Raw genomic sequence first — 16,128 nt, forward strand, 5'->3', positions numbered from 1 at the left:
GGTCGGAATTGTTTAACTAAAAAACAAGTTATGAGCAATACAAGAGTGGTCAATATCCGCAAGGAATCCTGTGATGTATATATAGGAAGAGCGGGACAAGGGAAAGACGGTTATTTCGGAAATCCGTTCAGGCTGGAAGCGACAATGACAAGGGGCGGCACGCTGGACCGTTACAGGAAGTATTTCTACTATCGTTTAAGTACGGATGAAAAGTTCCGCAGACGAATCGGAGAATTGCAGGGCAAGACATTGGGGTGTTTCTGCAAGCCGAATCCTTGTCATGGGGACATCATCAAGGAATACTTGGAACGCATGGAGGGATGTACCGATGAAATAGCCATAGAAAAGACCTACTGGAAAGGAGTGGCTTATCCAGTTCGGGAAATCCAAGTCGGTAATGACATTTTCAGGGTGTCAGTAAAAAGCCTGTGCGATGAGCTGGTGAACGATATGCATAACGGCATTTATGAAGCGATGGAAGCGAGCGAGGAGATTGACGGTTACTGCACGGATGAGGAACTATGTACACTGACCGATGATGACCTGTACAGAATGTGCTGCTGAAATAAAATTCAAACAATAAAAAACAGAAATGACATGAAAAAGAGAAGCAACTTTACACCGATGAAAAGATTCCATGAGATTCTTGACAATTATGGTCTGAAACTGATGGAGGTGGGAACCAACCACCTGAGAGTATTTTTTGGCAACCGGAAATTGTTCGACTACTATCCGCTGAGAATGAAACTGTTTGATTACCGGCAGTGGCAGCAACTGACCTATCCGTCGGTCATGGACGGTACGGACAAATGGGAAACGGAACTGGAAGGAATCATCAACAGCCTTATGGTATCACCGCAATAAACATTGACATTATGCACAAGAAAAACAGACAGACGCTCGTTTGGGATAACATTCCTGAATGGGCGATTTTCGCATTGGAGTACGGCATCGAGGAAGAATTGTTCCTGCCGAACGAGGATTTGGAAATGATAAGCCGGTTCATCGGCGAGAATTTCCCGAACGGCTACACGATGAGTGTGGATTGGGAATCATGCACGGAGTTCAACCCACGTCCGGCATTCGGGAAACCGTGCAAGACTCACAAGGTGACTTTTGTAACAAACTAAAACTACCTGCTATGAGAAAGATAACATTAAGCGAATACAATTCCATCCCGAAGGATTACCGAGGGATCTGGACCGTGGAGCGTTGGGACTTGCCGAATTGGGCGGAAATACGCGAAAAACACATGGGAAAGCGCACCATGATGGTATATGACAAGGGAACATGCCTGCTGGTGGAAGGACTCGGATTTGAAATCGTGGATGATAGTATCTGGAAAAAGGCGGATGAAGTCAAGAAGGAAATAGGTAGCCATTTCCTGAAATTCTACTGTGAGCAGGGACGTGAACCTCATTATGCGGACTGCACTATCCGGTGGTGCGACACGCTGGAAACGGAAGAAGTGAGGATTGCGCTGGCGATGGATTCCGACAACGAAAAGGACGATGAGATATTCTTCTACTGCGACAGCTTGGAAAATTTAAAATCACTGGCGGATAAAGGTAAGGAGGATTTCATCATAGCCGGATGCATTGGTTTCGGGATATACGAAGAATTGTTACAAACAACTTAAAAACATCAGACATGAAAATCAAATGTCAGGAACACTACGAGAATACCGTCAAGTATGCGAAAAGCATCGGTGATGAAACGTTGAGCAAATGTATTGAACGGCTCAAGCAATGGGAGGTCAACTCCAATGGCAGGTATGAAATCGAACTGTACACCGATTTCGCACCATATTCATTCGGTTTCGCTGAAGTGGCGAAAGACGGGACAAGGGGCGTTGTCGGAGGGCTTCTCTATCACGGCAAGCCGGATCGGTCATTTGCTGTAATGATTGGTGGACCGTTTCACGGCTGGAGCATACACACTTGAAAAATCGTTTCGCAGTTTGTGTTGAGCGAAAAAAGCGCAGAAGTACTCAAAATCTGATTACCTTTTACACTTTCTTCGCTCATATTTTATTTCCGTCTGCTCATTCTGAAATCTCCAAAATCAGAAAGCTAAAATCTGTATTTGACGGATTAAAAATCAATTCTCGCAGGTTTTCCGCAAAAATCAAAGATTAAATCGTTATATGGCAAATTTAGATACCGGCAATATTTCTTTTTCAGGTGTTACTTTTATTGATATGCTATTTTTGCAATCTGTCTATTAATTGAGAGCGAACAAGGTCGTACCCCAACTGAGGATTGAACTCCCTCTCCGGACGGATAAGATTTTGTGTATCTCCTAAGAACTCAGAGTCAGACATCTTCTCTTCCATATTATTAATGAACTGTTTGTATGTCGGTGGTTGTTGAACAACAAAAGACATATAACGGTGGTAACAACGCATAATTTCTTCGACATCAACTGATGCTTCAGACAAAGCGACATACAAGTCAAAAAGGTCTCGCCCCTTTTTCCTTTGGTACAAGGCTCTCAGTTTTGTTCCCAACAGTTCATTTAAACGATATGTTGTTACTCCGCACTTGCCTGAGAACCAACTATTTTCCATTTCAAATGGTATTTTGACTAATCCAAGTTCATTAAAATGCTCAAAACAGTTTATCTCGATTTTTAAGCGTAGAGGAATTGTGGGAGGTATTTCCGATTCCATACGAAACAACATCGTGTTATTATATCGTTTTTGTTTTGTTACTCTATCCGGCAAAAAATCCAAAACTTCCCCAAGTCTGAACATTATTGGCTTTATCGGTCCGGGAGTAATTTGAACTAAGTCAATATCTTCACTATATCTGGGCTGTGGCGTCAGATATAGTTTATGGAGTGCAGTTCCTCCCCTGAATGCTAATTGTGAAGCAAGAAACTCATCGCTAAAAATAGCGACTAACGCACGTGATATAATGAGGTCTTGCTCTACTTGTGCGTTGTCATTCCATGGAACTATCTTATTCCATTGAGTGATGGCTGTTCTGTTTATCATATTTCGTCAGTTTCTATTATCGTATTTACAAAAATTTTCCAACGGTTATTCCTTTCCGCGCAATCTTTTGGTTTATTTATAGTTAGAGGAATATATTTGAAACGCTTTACATATGAAGTCAATTCCATATATAGCGTATCTGCAATTTCTGCTGCATTTAGAACTTCATCCAGTATATATCCCAGTCGTTGTATAGTTGCGATTGATGTATAACCAAACAACTTATTGGAAGCACCACGAAAATCTAATTTTTCTGTAAGTTCTTCCAATATAGTAGATGCTCTTGAAAGTCCACCTATATATTGCTCATATTGTACAATGTCAAGAGCTGTCAATTCTGCATTCGAATAATATATCACTCCTGTTTCAGAATTTTTTGATAACAAAAAATCTGTTGGAATTTCCTTGCGGTATACCCAAACAAGTGTATTGTTCTTTGATTGCGAAACAGAAGACTTTGGAAATACCGACATTACAGAAAATTTCTGTGGACGTTGATGAGCTGCACCATGAATTTCTGCCGCATTTAAGAGACTAATATAATAAGGCTTGTTTAGATACGACATCAACTGATCTATGTAATATATCGGTGGTACCATTCTTTTGGCAGCATAATGAGGAGGAATAATAACGTAGAAACCTTTATAGACCGGATATATTATACCTTGTGATGATATACGGAACAAATCATTTTTAATGACCTGCTCTGAATAATGTGGCAATGCCAACCTAATTTCTTCAACCGAAAAAGTTGGAAATCCACTTATCTCTCTATCTCTAATCCATTCACGTATTGTCATAATGCGTAATTTTAGTGCAAAGGTACTCAAAAAATGATTACCATTGCACTAAAAAGATGCGCATTTTCGTTCAAAGGGTAATTTTTCCATATTCTTCCATAAACTACCATCCTAAGTCACGCTTCACTCACTAAGTCCCTCTGAGAAGGTAACTCGGAGGACGATACCTTTCACGTTCAGGCCTCCGGTTTTCGTACAAAAAATTCCCTGCGGTAATTTTTCTTCGAAAAAACGTTCCGGTATCGCCGTCCGAGTTGGGTGAAAAGGTCGGGACTTAGCAAGCGAAGCGACCTACGACGCATAGAACAAGGTCAAGACAAAACCTGACGGGAGTACTTTATAAAATTCAGACCGTCCCAATTGGAACATCTATCCTATCATAAATCCTTTTCCTTTCGGTCGCCTGTCTTATGAGAAATACAAGGAAGTAGGGACAAAAGCAGCTCGCTCTCAACTCTGCATAATATAGGTTTTCTTTTTCCCTCTTCGTCCCTTTCCCTGCTTCGGTTTCTCTCTGCCTTCCCGTACCTTGTGGCCCGCCCTTTTCCCTCTGTTTTTTCCCTTTTTCGTTTTCGTGCTGTCACCCTGCGGTGAAACGTGATGACAAATGATGTAATATGTAGTTCAACTAATTAAAAATCAATTATTTATCAAATTTTGCTATATATATTTGCGGTGACAATAGTAGTTATCAACTCTAAAAACTCAAAGTTATGGCAAAGAAAAATGTGAGGGACGAACCCCTGAAGCCGCAAGTGAGCGAGAACGAACAGATGAGTGACATCGTGTTCATACTCGACAAGATGGAACTGATTTTACAGGCGGTGTCAAAAATCGGAAAGGACGGGAAATACAGCACCGTTCCGGCAGACAAGGAACACAGCAACTCCTTCCTGAAAATCGACCGGTACGCCAACATGTTCGAGAATTTCGTGAAAAACTTCTGGAGCCAGCTCAAAGACCCGACCCGTTTCGGCATCCTCTCCGTCAAGGCGGATACGCTGGACAGCCCGGAAGTGAAGCAGGCCATCGAAGACCTCGCCGCCGGAAAGCAGACAAAAGCCGTGGAAGACTTCCTCAAAAAATACGAAATCGTTCCACGCGACAAGGAAAACCAAAGTATCAACAATCAAAATCAAGAAGAAATGGCAAAGAAAAATGAGACACAGCAGCAGGCCACCCAAGGTGACGGCACGCAGCAACCCAAGTACCGCTACAACGAGTCCATGATCAACTGGGAGGAACTGAAGAATTTCGGACTTTCCCGTGAATACCTCATGGAGCGCGGTCTCCTTGACCAGATGCTCAGGGGCTACAAGACCAACCAGGTGGTACCCATCAGCATGAATTTCGGCTCCGCCGTATTACGTACCGATGCACGACTGTCATTCCAGCAGTCCGTGGGAGGCCCTATCGTATTAGGTATCCACGGCATCCGCCAGAAACCCGAACTCGAACGCCCGTACTTCGGTCACATCTTCTCCGAAGAGGACAAGAAGAACCTGTTGGAGACAGGCAACATGGGGCGTGTGGTGGAACTGAAAGGGCGCAACGGCGAATACATCCCTTCTTTCATCAGCATCGACAAGCTCACCAACGAGGTGGTCGCCATGCGCGCGGAAAACGCCTACATCCCGCAAGAAATCAAAGGTGTGAAACTGACCGACCAGGAAATCAACGACCTGCGGGAAGGCAAGAAAGTGTTCATCGAAGGCATGATTTCCAATAACGGCAAGGAGTTCGACGCCCACATCCAGGTCAACGCCGAACGCAGGGGCATCGAATACATCTTCGAGAACGACAAACTCTTCAACCGACAGTCGCTGGGCGGAGTGGAACTTACCAAGCAGCAGATTGAAGACCTCAACGCGGGCAAGGCCATCTTCGTGGAGGGTATGGAGCGCAAGGACGGTGAGTTGTTCTCCTCGTATGTCAAGCTGGACGAGGCCACGGGCAGACCTTCCTACACACGCTACAATCCCGATTCCCCGGAGGGAGCGCGTGAAATTTACATCCCGAATGAAATAGGCGGCGTGAAAATCACCGCCGAGGAACAGCAACAACTGCGCGAGGGCAAAGTCATCTTCCTCAACGACATGGTGAACCGCAAGGGCGAGGAGTTCTCCTCCTTCATCAAGGCGGATTTGGAAACGGGACGCCTGAGCTACTCACGCACGCCGGACGGCTTCGAGCAGCGTGCCGAGTTCAAGATACCGGAAAAGGTATGGGACGTAAAACTGACGAGAAACCAGCGTGCCGACCTCCAGAGCGGCAAGGCGGTACTGGTCGAGGGCATCAAAGGCTACGATGGAAAGACCATCTCGCAGTATGTCAAGGCGAACTTCAACCAGGGCAGGCTGGACTTCTATAACGAGAACCCGGACCGCAAGCGTGACGCATCGCAGCGCAACGTGGTGGCGAACGCCCAGAAGCAGGGACAGGAACAGGCTGGCCGCAAGTCCAAGGGGGCAAGCATTGCCTGAGCGTGAATCAGAATGAATGTCAAATCAAAAAAACAGAAATATGAACGTAAACAATAAAAACAACACGCCATTCAAGGCGGAAGACGTGAACTGGGAAGAACTCGCGGGAATCGGGATCCTGAAGGACGAGCTGGAAATGTCGGGGGAACTTGATACGTTGCTCAAGGGAGAAAAGACAGGAGTGATGTCACTCAGCCTCGTGCTGCTGGGCGTGGACGTGGTGATGGACGCCACCCTGCAACTGGTGCGCAAGGACGACGGGGCACTGATTGAAATCCTCGGTGTCAAGCCGGTGGCCTGACAAACGCTCATCCATTATAACAAGTAAAAAATGTCAAACCGCCGTTTCCCGTTTTCCGGTTCCGGTAGCGGGGAACGGCTTAAATTTTATCCGAACATGAAAGCAATCATTGCAGAAAAACCGAGTGTCGGCATGGATATAGCCCGTGTGGTCGGGGCTACCGACAAGAAAGACGGCTACTGTACAGGTAACGGGTATATGGTCACGTGGGCGTTGGGACACCTGGTGTCGCTCGCCATGCCCGGTGCGTATGGCTACACGAAAACCTCCGCCGAAAACCTCCCGATGCTGCCGGACCCGTTCCGTCTGGTGTCCCGCCAGGTCAGGACGGACAAAGGGATGGTGACGGACATCGCCGCCGCCAAACAACTGAAAATCATCGACAGCGTGTTCGACCGGTGCGACAGCATCATCGTGGCTACCGACTGTGCCCGTGAAGGGGAACTTATCTTCCGCTGGATATATTCCTACTTAGGCTATACCAAACCGTTCAAACGCCTGTGGATCTCCTCTCTCACCGACGAGGCCATCCGCGAGGGTTTGGCGAACCTCCGGGACGGCAGCGACTACGACAGCCTGTATGCCGCCGCCGACTGCCGGGCAAAGGCGGACTGGCTGGTGGGCATGAACGCGAGCCGTGCCCTGGCGGTAGCCTCCGGCTCGGCGAACAACTCCATAGGACGTGTACAGACCCCGACGCTCGCCATGGTCTGTGCCCGCTTCAAGGAGAACCGGAATTTCGTCTCCACCCCTTACTGGCAGCTGCACCTCACGCTGAAACGGCAGGACGCGCACCGCATGTTCATCCACACGGAAGAGTTCAAGGAAAAGGATGCGGCAGAGGCGGCATACCGGAAAATCACTTCCGGTTCTGTGGCGACAGTCACTGGGTCGGAACACAAGAGGACTTTCCAACAGGCCCCGCTTCTGTACGACCTGACCACGCTCCAGAAAGATTGCAACGTCCATTATGACCTGACAGCGGAGAAGACCCTCTCCATCGCCCAATCCTTGTATGAAAAGAAGCTTATTTCTTATCCGAGGACGGGAAGCCGCCATATCCCGGAGGATGTCATGCGGCACATTCCTTCCTTGCTGGGAAAAGTGGTTTCCATGCCGGAATTCAGGGAATACGGACAGTCTTTCGACATGTCCGATCTGAATACCCGCAGCGTGGATGACACGAAAGTGACCGACCACCATGCCCTGATTATCACGGGCATTTCACCCGAAGGGTTGTCCGAGGCGGAATCTACCGTTTACACCCTGATAGCCGGAAGGATGCTGGAAGCATTCTCGCCACCCTGCGAGAAGGAACTTTTGGTCATGGAATGTGCCTGCGAGGGAATGGCGTTCCGTTCCCGCTCTTCCTCCATTGTCAGACCGGGCTGGCGCGGCGTGTTCGCCAGAAAGGAGGACAGGGAGAAGGACGAGCCGGAACGTGACGGGGGGACGGCGGAGTTTGCCGAAGGCGAGACTGTTCCGGTCATGGGACACGGGATGGCGCAGAAGAAGACCCTACCCAAGCCGCTGTACACGGAGGCCACCCTGCTGGCGGCGATGGAGACCTGCGGGAAAAACATCACGGACGAACAGGCAAAGGAGGCTATCAAGGAATTGGGCATAGGCACACCCGCCACCCGTGCCGCCATCATTACCACCCTTATCAAACGTGACTATATCGCCCGCTCCGGCAAAAGCATCATCCCGACCGAAAAAGGGATGTATATCTATGAGGCGGTGAAGGACATGCGTGTGGCGGACGTGGAACTGACGGGAAGCTGGGAGAAGACCCTGGCGCAGGTGGAGAGGCATACCCTCGATACGGAAACCTTCATGCAGTCCATCCTGGATTACACCCGCAGGGCAACCGAAGAGATCCTGCGTCTGGATTTTCCGGCGATGCAGGAAAGGGCATTCACCTGCCCCAAGTGCAAGACGGGAAAAATCATCCTCCGTTCCAAAGTGGCCAGGTGCGACCATGACGGGTGCGGGCTGCTGGTGTTCCGCCGTATTCTGAACAAGGAACTGACCGACACCCACATGGAACAGCTTTTCTCCTCCGGCACCACCAGACTCATCAAGGGGTTCAAGGGAAAGAAAGGTGTACCGTTCGATGCCGCCGTCACCTTCGATGCGGAATACAACACGGTATTCTCGTTCCCGAAAACCGGGAACGGAAAGAAAAAATAACACCGTCATTCCAATTCGCGGGCAAAGGTAGCGCACCGCCTTTTTCCACCGGCAAGGTCAGGCCCTCCGGGTTTCGGGGAAAATCATCCTCGCGCCGCTCCGGTATTTTCCTCCGAAAACCTTGCCTGTGGAGGCGGTACGCATCCCGGCCCTTGAAATTGGAAAAGACTGTTTCACCCGTTAATACCGGAATGTCATGAAAACAAGGGAATATATCGACAAGATTCAAGCGAACAGATGGGTACGGACCATCGCATTGGGCTTTGCAGCCTTCATCGTGTTCAGTTATATGTACACACGGGGCATATCCCCCGTGTGGGCTGCGGTAGCCATCGTGTGTTTTAGGGGATTCTTCAGGTTCCTGTACCGGATAGCTTGCCTTCTGGTGGCTGCGGCCATACTTTTCTGCATACTCAGTTTTCTGGTATCCTGACAATATTTGACCATGAAACATAACTGCCATACAAAATCAAGTGGAACCTTACAGAACAGAGCTGTCTTCCGGGACGGCTCTTTTTGTTTTCCGCCCTCTGTGGAACCGGAAACCATAACGACAGGAATAAAAGGAAAAGGGATGAAAACACAGACTTGGCATACCGGAAACTACCGGGCAAAGTTGGCAAATGCCTTTGTTCGGACGGCAAGGTCAAGCCTTGCGGTTTCGGAAAAAATCATCCTCGCCGGAGGCTTGCGGTATTTTTCCCGAAAACCTTGCCTTACCGAAGGCATCTGCCGTCGGGCCCTTGTAGTTCACGGGCTGCCAAAGCCCGAATATTCACAATTAAAAAAAATAAAGAGACATGAACCAAGCATTTGCAACAAGCGCACCGCCGGCTCCCATGAGGATGCCCATGCCGGTAACGAGAAGAAAAAGGACGGTGGAACCCGAACCTGCCGTCAAGTTCCCGCCACGGGGGACGACAGGGCCGGTACACATCTCCACCCTGTTGAACCCGATTCTGGAAATCAGCCGCCATCCCGACAGGAACAGGCTGCTGGCCAAACTGTTCAGTGAAGAATAAAACCCAGTAATAACTTTTAATACATCAAATTATGTTTTTTACAGCAATCCACCAGATGATGACCGAAGGCGTGGATCTCACGCTTGTCATCCGCAAAGCGAACGGACAACTGACAGTATCCTTACTGCCGAAGTCGAACGGGCTGAAGGACGAAGCCCAGAACCACCTCGTACCACTGACCGTCAGCGGGCATCCGCAGGAACTGGACGCAGGCTTCCTACAAGCCGTAGCACGTCCTATACAGAAGACTACCGGACTGATTTCCAACATGGCGCAGTTCGAGGCGCAGGCTGAGAAGGCAGCGTCCGAGAGCAAGGCGGCAAAGGAGACCAAAGCGAAGGAGACGAAGGAGGAAAAGGAGAAGCGGGAGAAGTACGAGAAACATTTCAAGAAAGCGGAGGAACTGATCGCTGCCAAGAACCACAAGGAGGCGGTTACCGCACTCGGACAGGCACGTCTTTACGCCAAACCGCAGGACCAGAAGAAGATTGACGAGATGGTGGCGGAACAGACAAAGGCGATGAACAAGGGCAGTCTGTTTGAACTGATGGAAGAACCGGCTCCGCAGCCACAACAGCCGCAGGCACAACCGGCAGCCGCACCAGTCCAACAACCGCGGCAGGCTCCACAGTATCCTCAGCAACCGCAGGCACAGAGACCGATGGCGGCTCAGGCTCCTGGCGGACAGCAGAGACCGGCAGCCAATCCTCAGCAACAGCAGACAATGTGGCCACCGCAACAACCGCCGCAGGGACCGGCACAATATTACGCCCAGCCACAACCGCAACCCTATATGGGACAGCAGCCAGTACCGCAACAGGCTCCACAACCCGCACACGGGGGATACCATGGGACACATTGGCAGGAGCCGGTACAGCACCCTGAAGAACTCTCCCCACATTATCACGCCGGAGAGGATGAACCCAATTACCGTCCGGAGGATTACGAGGAATATCCCGATTTTCCGCAGTCCATGTTAGAAAATCATGTCTCACAATATCAAGCAGTATAAGATTATGGCACTCGAAGTAACAGGAATGGCACGCTCATTCACATTCAAGAAAGGCAGCGGAATGGTAACGCTCGATGATCCCAACCCGTCGGACAGCCCCGAAATGGTCATGAGCTATTACTCCAACTTCTACCCGGAGCTGACAACGGCAACGGTACACGGACCGGTCATCAAGGACGACAAAGCCGTGTACGAGTTCAAGACCACCATCGGGACCAAAGGATAGGAAGCATGAAGAAGGAACGAAAGAAAAAGAACAACAAGAAAAGGAAACCATGTGTACCATTGGACGAACAACAGTCAAGGCAGCTGGCGAGGCTCATCATCGGCCAGACGCGGAGGAATGTACGGTACGGCGTGAACAGGGAAGAACGGATTGCGGCTCCAAGCGGGGCCGTAATTCTTTTCTAAGCACAGCCTTCATACCGCTGGCACAGAATAATCTTACCGTGGATTGTTACGACAGCGGCGAATGCAACAGTATAAACGTAATCACGCGGGATAACTACGAATTCCTGCGTGATTCGTATTTCAGGTATTCCCTGCTATTGCAGAAGGAGGGCGTACACATGCCAGGAAACAGTATCGGGGAAGGCATCGCCAATCTGTACGATGAAATGAACACGCTTGTCGGTGACGAACTGCATGTCAACATCGAGCAGGAAGCCGGCAGGCTTTTCTTCCGGCTGTGGAAATACCACAAGTGGGGAAGTTTCACGCTGTACTACTTCCCGGTGAAGTTTCTGGAATCGCTCAATCCCATTTTAAGGAGGATTGCCATTACCTTTATCCATAAACTGATGAAAGCAAACGGCATTGATACATTCGTGGATTACGAAGAATCGGACTTTTTGTTTGAAATGCTTTCGGAGGATGACGGCAGCGACCCGGAGGAGTGGAAAGAACGCATGAAACTGCTGGACTCCTATCAGGAAGGGAAAATCGGCAGGCTGCTCAAACGGGTGGAATCGAAATCCTACTACAAGAACCTGCCGAAAGCACTGGATACATACGAACCCCAAAACGGGTTTGAACAGCCTTTGGTCGATGCGATGAAACGGGGTCTCCCGTTTCTGACGCCTGCACGGGGCATCATGCAATACGCTTATGACGCCTATTACTCGGAGAATCCGGACTTCCACCCGATGTACCTGCAACAGCAGATAAGGGTCGTGTATGACATCAACGACATTGTATCCGACTATCTCGTTGACTATTACAATTCCTGTAGCAGGGAGACCTACGACATCACTCCGGTGACTGCCCTTGACCTGTCGCCCGATACCGAAGAACTGTTCAGCATGGACGATTACCCGGAACGGTTCTTTCGGTGGGCGGACGAATTCATATCTTTAATCAGTTGAATTATGTTGGAAACGAATGAACTTACCCAAAAATTGAGGACGCTGCTCCATCCGAGGGCGGCGTTGATTGCCTATTCAGGCGAGAAAGACAACTCTTATGCCTCTGACAACAACTATTTTGTTGAGATAAGGGATATAGACGATAACGGAATGATGGGAGAAGGCCGGCCCGTCACGGTGGATTTCATGAACGAACTGGTGCGCGGTTATTCCGAAAGCCACAGCACCACGCCATACGGAAGGATTCCGCCCAATATGCTGTGGTGCGACCCGCGCAAGGGCAGTGAGAGGTATATCTGGTACAACTCCCCACAGAAACGGATGATGTTTTTCAAGGAATCCCTTCAAGTAGAGAATGCAAAATACAACCTGCCGGGAGTCATTTACGTGGCAGGTGGCAGTTCGTTGAGTATATATGCTTACAAGGACAAGAAACTGACGGAAAAGACGGAGCTTTATGCCGCACCGTTCTTCAACGTGACAGGGGCAAATGTCTGTCTGGGTTCCGCTAAAATAGACAAGCCGAGAGATTTGACCTACAAAAACCTGTTGGAGTATTGGGAGAAGAAGTTCTGGCTGACGGAGTTTTCACACCTGGGCGGAGGGGGCAACCCGACCAGATCAAACCTGATATTGGTGACAAAGGCCGCAAAGGACAAGCCTTTCAACCTCGACGAACTGAAACCTTTGAATAACTTGAAATTGAAAGATATATTGAAATGAAAAGAGTACACTACATAGATAACTATCTGCTGAACCCGCAGCACCCGGTCACGGTGAACCTGATCGGCGCGGGAGGAACCGGCTCGCAGGTATTGACCTGTCTGGCACGGCTGGACGTGACATTGCGGGCACTCGGACATCCGGGATTGTTCGTAACACTTTATGACCCGGACATAGTGACGGATGCCAACATCGGTCGCCAGCTTTTCGGCTGTTCCGACCTTGGACTGAACAAGGCGCAATGCCTGATTACCCGAGTGAACAATTTCTTCGGCAATGACTGGAAAGCGGTACCGGATATTTTCCCGACCGTGCTGAAAGATGCCAGACGGGATGACATGGCGAATATCACCGTCACCTGTACCGACAACATCAAGTCACGGCTTGACTTATGGAACGTATTGAAAGCCGTGCCCACCTCGAATTACCGTGATTACGAAACACCGCTTTACTGGATGGATTTCGGGAACACACAAAGTACGGGTCAGGTTGTGTTGGGAACCATACCCAAGAAAATAAAACAGCCCGCTTCCGAGTTGTACAAGACTGTCGATTCGTTGAAGGTCATTACCCGGTTCGTGAAATACGCGAGGGTGAAGGAGGCGGATTCAGGACCGAGCTGCTCCTTGGCGGAGGCGTTGGAAAAGCAGGACTTGTTCATCAACTCCACACTGGCACAACTCGGATGCAATATCCTTTGGAAGATGTTCCGTAACGGGATGTTGGAACATCACGGGCTGTTCCTTAATTTAGAAACGATGAAAGTGAATCCGATAATGATATAACTTGTTTAAAAGAGGATGAGCCAAATGCAAATTTTGTAAGAATCAAATCTAAACGAACATAATTTCACTTTACGCACATGTTAATAATTACCTGTCAATCCATTCCTTAAGCCTCTGCGCCTTTTCCTTACTCACTTGTATTTCCGTTTTCGGATAACCTTTCAAACGGACAATCAACTTTCCTCCAAAATAATTACCGAGGAACAAAACGTGCTCTACATTGATAATATATTGGCGGTTTGCCCGGAAGAAATAGTCGGGATTCAGTTGGTGTTCAAGTTCATCCATTGACACATTGACCACTTCGGAAGTGCCGTTGTTAAGACGGAGATATACAATCTTGTTTTCTGTTTCGATGTGGTTGATGTCCGAAACGCGCACGGTCTTATATCCGTCACGGTAAGGAAGCAAGAAACGCTCCCGATAACGGAACTTGTTCTTCTGTAAGGCATCGAAAAGCTGCTGTAGGTTTTCGTCGGTGTAATTCTTACCGGCTTTGGCCGCCTTGTCAATGGCCGCTTCAAGTTCATCCGAATCCAACGGTTTCAGAAGATAGTCGAAACTGTTGAACTTGAATGCTTGTACCGCATATTCGTCGTATGCGGTGGTAAATATGATGGGTATGGTTGCCGGGGCATATTTTAGAGCTTCGAAACTCAAACCGTCAGTCAAACGGATATCCGCCAGAATGAGGTTTGTGGTTTTGCCGGATTGAAAGAATTCGACCGTCTCTTTGATGCTGGCAAGAGGGCCTTCGACAATAAATGTTCTGTCAATGTCGTTCAGCAGCCTTATGAGGCGTTTGGCATTGCGTGGCTCGTCTTCAAGAATCAGTATGTTCATAGGGGATGGTGTTTTTTATGATGGGCAGACTTACCGAATAGAAGTTTTCGGCATTCTCTATCTTGACCTTTTTATCACAAAGCAAAGCGTATCGTTCTGTGATATTTTTAAGTCCTAAACCGGTTGATTCGATTGGGGACATCAAAGGTGACTTAAGATTGCTGACTGTTATATAATCATCGGACAGCTTTATGTCGATGACCAGCGGATGTTCAGATGAAAAGCTGTTATGTTTTATTGCGTTTTCCACAAGAAGCTGCAATACAGCCGGTGGAAGAAAACCTTTGCATTGTCTGACGCCCGGACTTACTTTTGCAATGACACCTTCGTCGTGGCGCACTTTCATCAAGTACAAGTATGAATCAAGAAACTTGATTTCGTCCGCGACAGGTATCAGGTTTCGGTCCAAGTTGGTGATGATGTATCGGTATACTTTCGACAGATTGCTCAGGAATTTTCCGGCAAGTCCGCTATCCTCCTCAATCAGCTCCAGCAGATTGTTGAAGTTGTTGAACATGAAATGCGGATTGATTTGCAGTTTCAGGGAATTGAGCTGTGACTGCAAGGCTATCTCCTTTTCTTTCATCAGTGCCATTTCAAGTGCCTGTTTCTCGTTGCGTGCCTTGATGTAAGACTGAAGATAGAACGTGTTGGCATAGACGCTTGACAAGAATGTGGAAATCATGGCAAAAGTATATGCGCCTTTCATGTTGAGGAGCTCGTCAAGAAGCCCGTTGCCGTTTTCACCCCATAAGAAGTTGAACAAAGAAATCATGCCGAATGCGACAACGTTGTTCAGGGTAAAAAGGCAGGAAGCATAGACAATCACCCACACATAAGATGTCCTAAATGGCAATACCCTAAAGACCAAAAAGGAAAATCCTAAAGAGATGTAGGTAAACAGCATACACAACAGATAATCGATGATATAATCGGCTATTGCCATCTCCGGTAATTGGCCGGCGGTTTCATCATCGAGTATAAACCACAGAATGAGGTAGAGCATATAGGAAACGGTTGATAACAACAGACCGTTCTTCCAATTCATTATTTTTATATTCTCGTTGGCCATATCAGATACAAAGTTACTTCATATTCCGCAAAAATAGGGATTTACATCTTTAGTTGATAGGATAAAACCGACTGAAACGGATAAAATCACCATTGAAGTGATGAAAATGAATGTTGAAACGGATGGAGTTGCACTTTATGTTTGCCGAAATACCATTTAGAAAATCTGTTTTTCAAAATAAACCGCCTATTTGGGCGGTTCAGATATAAATTTATCCGTTTCAGCCGAATTTTACTGTTACAGCCAAAGCAACACGGGTAATTTTGCATCCATATAGGGTAAATACCGCATGATAAAGTCTGAATCAACCAAATTTTTAAGTAGCCCTTAATTCCGCAACACTATTATAAAATATTTTTTTTAAGTACCTGAGCAACAAAAAGTTGCTCAGGTACTTAAAAAAAATATTTTATCCTCAAATCCGCAACTAAGCTCTTCAGCGTCCTTCTTGCGTCTAAACGTCCTCTCATCACTGAATTAGCAGATAAATTGAGGCTGAAATACCCACTTCTGCCCACAATATCCCCTTGCC

20 protein-coding genes are annotated in these 16,128 nt (G+C 47.9%); 15 read left to right on the top strand and 5 right to left on the bottom strand.

Annotated features, from left to right (window positions below; all coding sequences use genetic code 11):
• Nucleotides 1-30: 30 nt before the first annotated feature.
• The 5 genes from KG118_RS13655 to KG118_RS13675 are packed head-to-tail and all read left to right on the top strand — an operon-like array spanning nucleotide 31 to nucleotide 1,944.
• Nucleotides 31-564 carry a DUF4326 domain-containing protein gene (locus tag KG118_RS13655; protein WP_008766673.1) on the top strand — a complete coding sequence of 178 codons (534 nt, stop codon included), beginning with the start codon at nucleotides 31-33 and terminating at the stop codon, nucleotides 562-564.
• Nucleotides 565-597: 33 nt separating this feature from the next.
• Nucleotides 598-864, top strand: a complete 267-nt coding sequence (locus KG118_RS13660) for a hypothetical protein (RefSeq protein ID WP_008766674.1) — start codon at nucleotides 598-600, stop codon at nucleotides 862-864.
• A gap of 11 nt (nucleotides 865-875) precedes the next feature.
• A complete protein-coding gene (locus tag KG118_RS13665) occupies nucleotides 876-1,130 on the top strand; it encodes a DUF6926 domain-containing protein (RefSeq protein ID WP_008766675.1) in 255 nt (84 codons plus the stop codon).
• A gap of 11 nt (nucleotides 1,131-1,141) precedes the next feature.
• Nucleotides 1,142-1,639 (top strand): hypothetical protein, encoded by a 498-nt coding sequence (locus KG118_RS13670; protein WP_008766676.1) that lies wholly within the window; start codon nucleotides 1,142-1,144, stop codon nucleotides 1,637-1,639.
• 11 nt (nucleotides 1,640-1,650) lie between these two features.
• On the top strand, nucleotides 1,651-1,944 hold the full coding sequence (locus tag KG118_RS13675; protein WP_008766677.1) for a DUF4120 family protein: 294 nt from the start codon (nucleotides 1,651-1,653) through the stop codon (nucleotides 1,942-1,944).
• Between the two features lie 259 nt (nucleotides 1,945-2,203).
• Here the strand turns inward: KG118_RS13675 and KG118_RS13680 are convergent, their stop codons facing one another.
• Both KG118_RS13680 and KG118_RS13685 read right to left on the bottom strand, forming a co-directional pair.
• Nucleotides 2,204-2,998 (bottom strand): nucleotidyl transferase AbiEii/AbiGii toxin family protein, encoded by a 795-nt coding sequence (locus KG118_RS13680; protein ID WP_008766678.1) that lies wholly within the window; start codon nucleotides 2,996-2,998, stop codon nucleotides 2,204-2,206.
• Nucleotides 2,995-3,798 (bottom strand): type IV toxin-antitoxin system AbiEi family antitoxin domain-containing protein, encoded by an 804-nt coding sequence (locus tag KG118_RS13685; RefSeq protein ID WP_008766679.1) that lies wholly within the window; start codon nucleotides 3,796-3,798, stop codon nucleotides 2,995-2,997. The genes KG118_RS13680 and KG118_RS13685 overlap by 4 nt, the downstream gene beginning before the upstream one ends.
• Nucleotides 3,799-4,511: 713 nt before the next feature.
• On the opposite strand from KG118_RS13685, the gene KG118_RS13690 reads away from it, so the two are divergent.
• From KG118_RS13690 to KG118_RS13735, 10 genes are all read left to right on the top strand, one after another.
• The gene (locus tag KG118_RS13690; RefSeq protein ID WP_008766680.1) at nucleotides 4,512-6,281 is read left to right on the top strand and encodes a DUF3945 domain-containing protein; all 1,770 of its coding nucleotides are present in this window, start codon (nucleotides 4,512-4,514) and stop codon (nucleotides 6,279-6,281) included.
• A gap of 40 nt (nucleotides 6,282-6,321) precedes the next feature.
• Entirely contained in the window at nucleotides 6,322-6,582 is a 261-nt protein-coding gene (locus KG118_RS13695; RefSeq protein ID WP_008766681.1) for a DUF4099 domain-containing protein, read from the top strand.
• A 96-nt stretch (nucleotides 6,583-6,678) separates the two neighbouring features.
• Nucleotides 6,679-8,775, top strand: coding sequence for a type IA DNA topoisomerase (locus tag KG118_RS13700; RefSeq protein ID WP_032585083.1), 2,097 nt, complete (start codon nucleotides 6,679-6,681; stop codon nucleotides 8,773-8,775).
• A gap of 196 nt (nucleotides 8,776-8,971) precedes the next feature.
• Complete coding sequence (locus KG118_RS13705; RefSeq protein ID WP_008766683.1) at nucleotides 8,972-9,208, top strand: hypothetical protein; 237 nt, start codon at nucleotides 8,972-8,974, stop codon at nucleotides 9,206-9,208.
• 367 nt (nucleotides 9,209-9,575) lie between these two features.
• Entirely contained in the window at nucleotides 9,576-9,797 is a 222-nt protein-coding gene (locus tag KG118_RS13710) for a hypothetical protein (RefSeq protein WP_025076690.1), read from the top strand.
• A gap of 31 nt (nucleotides 9,798-9,828) precedes the next feature.
• Nucleotides 9,829-10,809 carry a PRTRC system protein E gene (locus KG118_RS13715; RefSeq protein ID WP_008766685.1) on the top strand — a complete coding sequence of 327 codons (981 nt, stop codon included), beginning with the start codon at nucleotides 9,829-9,831 and terminating at the stop codon, nucleotides 10,807-10,809.
• Between the two features lie 4 nt (nucleotides 10,810-10,813).
• Complete coding sequence (locus tag KG118_RS13720) at nucleotides 10,814-11,035, top strand: PRTRC system protein C (RefSeq protein ID WP_008766686.1); 222 nt, start codon at nucleotides 10,814-10,816, stop codon at nucleotides 11,033-11,035.
• Between the two features lie 49 nt (nucleotides 11,036-11,084).
• Nucleotides 11,085-12,173 (top strand): hypothetical protein, encoded by a 1,089-nt coding sequence (locus tag KG118_RS13725; protein ID WP_008766687.1) that lies wholly within the window; start codon nucleotides 11,085-11,087, stop codon nucleotides 12,171-12,173.
• 3 nt (nucleotides 12,174-12,176) lie between these two features.
• Nucleotides 12,177-12,896 (top strand): prokaryotic E2 ligase family D protein, encoded by a 720-nt coding sequence (locus KG118_RS13730; protein WP_008766688.1) that lies wholly within the window; start codon nucleotides 12,177-12,179, stop codon nucleotides 12,894-12,896.
• Nucleotides 12,893-13,681, top strand: coding sequence for a PRTRC system ThiF family protein (locus KG118_RS13735; protein ID WP_008766689.1), 789 nt, complete (start codon nucleotides 12,893-12,895; stop codon nucleotides 13,679-13,681). The genes KG118_RS13730 and KG118_RS13735 overlap by 4 nt, the downstream gene beginning before the upstream one ends.
• A gap of 87 nt (nucleotides 13,682-13,768) precedes the next feature.
• On the opposite strand, the gene KG118_RS13740 is transcribed toward KG118_RS13735, so the two are convergent.
• From KG118_RS13740 to KG118_RS17520, 3 genes are all read right to left on the bottom strand, one after another.
• Nucleotides 13,769-14,524 carry a LytR/AlgR family response regulator transcription factor gene (locus KG118_RS13740; RefSeq protein ID WP_008766690.1) on the bottom strand — a complete coding sequence of 252 codons (756 nt, stop codon included), beginning with the start codon at nucleotides 14,522-14,524 and terminating at the stop codon, nucleotides 13,769-13,771.
• A complete protein-coding gene (locus KG118_RS13745; RefSeq protein WP_054350165.1) occupies nucleotides 14,505-15,596 on the bottom strand; it encodes a sensor histidine kinase in 1,092 nt (363 codons plus the stop codon). Before KG118_RS13745 ends, KG118_RS13740 begins: the two co-directional genes overlap by 20 nt.
• A gap of 395 nt (nucleotides 15,597-15,991) precedes the next feature.
• Nucleotides 15,992-16,128, bottom strand: a 137-nt coding sequence (locus KG118_RS17520; RefSeq protein ID WP_249671492.1) for a PqqD family protein, incomplete at its 5' end; no start/stop codon positions are given.

This window comes from Bacteroides propionicigenes (assembly GCF_018390535.1).
Lineage (GTDB): Bacteria > Bacteroidota > Bacteroidia > Bacteroidales > Bacteroidaceae > Bacteroides > Bacteroides propionicigenes.

Bases quoted from the DNA above. Each gene is read 5' to 3' on its own strand.
- KG118_RS13725 (WP_008766687.1), top strand. From the start codon at position 11,085: ATGTGTACCATTGGACGAACAACAGTCAAGGCAGCTGGCGAGGCTCAT.
- KG118_RS13680 (WP_008766678.1), bottom strand. From the start codon at position 2,998: ATGATAAACAGAACAGCCATCACTCAATGGAATAAGATAGTTCCATGG.
- KG118_RS13735 (WP_008766689.1), top strand. From the start codon at position 12,893: ATGAAAAGAGTACACTACATAGATAACTATCTGCTGAACCCGCAGCAC.
- KG118_RS13675 (WP_008766677.1), top strand. From the start codon at position 1,651: ATGAAAATCAAATGTCAGGAACACTACGAGAATACCGTCAAGTATGCG.
- KG118_RS13660 (WP_008766674.1), top strand. From the start codon at position 598: ATGAAAAAGAGAAGCAACTTTACACCGATGAAAAGATTCCATGAGATT.
- KG118_RS13700 (WP_032585083.1), top strand. From the start codon at position 6,679: ATGAAAGCAATCATTGCAGAAAAACCGAGTGTCGGCATGGATATAGCC.
- KG118_RS13745 (WP_054350165.1), bottom strand. From the start codon at position 15,596: ATGGCCAACGAGAATATAAAAATAATGAATTGGAAGAACGGTCTGTTG.
- KG118_RS13710 (WP_025076690.1), top strand. From the start codon at position 9,576: ATGAACCAAGCATTTGCAACAAGCGCACCGCCGGCTCCCATGAGGATG.
- KG118_RS13740 (WP_008766690.1), bottom strand. From the start codon at position 14,524: ATGAACATACTGATTCTTGAAGACGAGCCACGCAATGCCAAACGCCTC.
- KG118_RS13690 (WP_008766680.1), top strand. From the start codon at position 4,512: ATGGCAAAGAAAAATGTGAGGGACGAACCCCTGAAGCCGCAAGTGAGC.
- KG118_RS13730 (WP_008766688.1), top strand. From the start codon at position 12,177: ATGTTGGAAACGAATGAACTTACCCAAAAATTGAGGACGCTGCTCCAT.
- KG118_RS13670 (WP_008766676.1), top strand. From the start codon at position 1,142: ATGAGAAAGATAACATTAAGCGAATACAATTCCATCCCGAAGGATTAC.
- KG118_RS13705 (WP_008766683.1), top strand. From the start codon at position 8,972: ATGAAAACAAGGGAATATATCGACAAGATTCAAGCGAACAGATGGGTA.
- KG118_RS13665 (WP_008766675.1), top strand. From the start codon at position 876: ATGCACAAGAAAAACAGACAGACGCTCGTTTGGGATAACATTCCTGAA.
- KG118_RS13720 (WP_008766686.1), top strand. From the start codon at position 10,814: ATGGCACTCGAAGTAACAGGAATGGCACGCTCATTCACATTCAAGAAA.
- KG118_RS13685 (WP_008766679.1), bottom strand. From the start codon at position 3,798: ATGACAATACGTGAATGGATTAGAGATAGAGAGATAAGTGGATTTCCA.
- KG118_RS13715 (WP_008766685.1), top strand. From the start codon at position 9,829: ATGTTTTTTACAGCAATCCACCAGATGATGACCGAAGGCGTGGATCTC.
- KG118_RS13655 (WP_008766673.1), top strand. From the start codon at position 31: ATGAGCAATACAAGAGTGGTCAATATCCGCAAGGAATCCTGTGATGTA.
- KG118_RS13695 (WP_008766681.1), top strand. From the start codon at position 6,322: ATGAACGTAAACAATAAAAACAACACGCCATTCAAGGCGGAAGACGTG.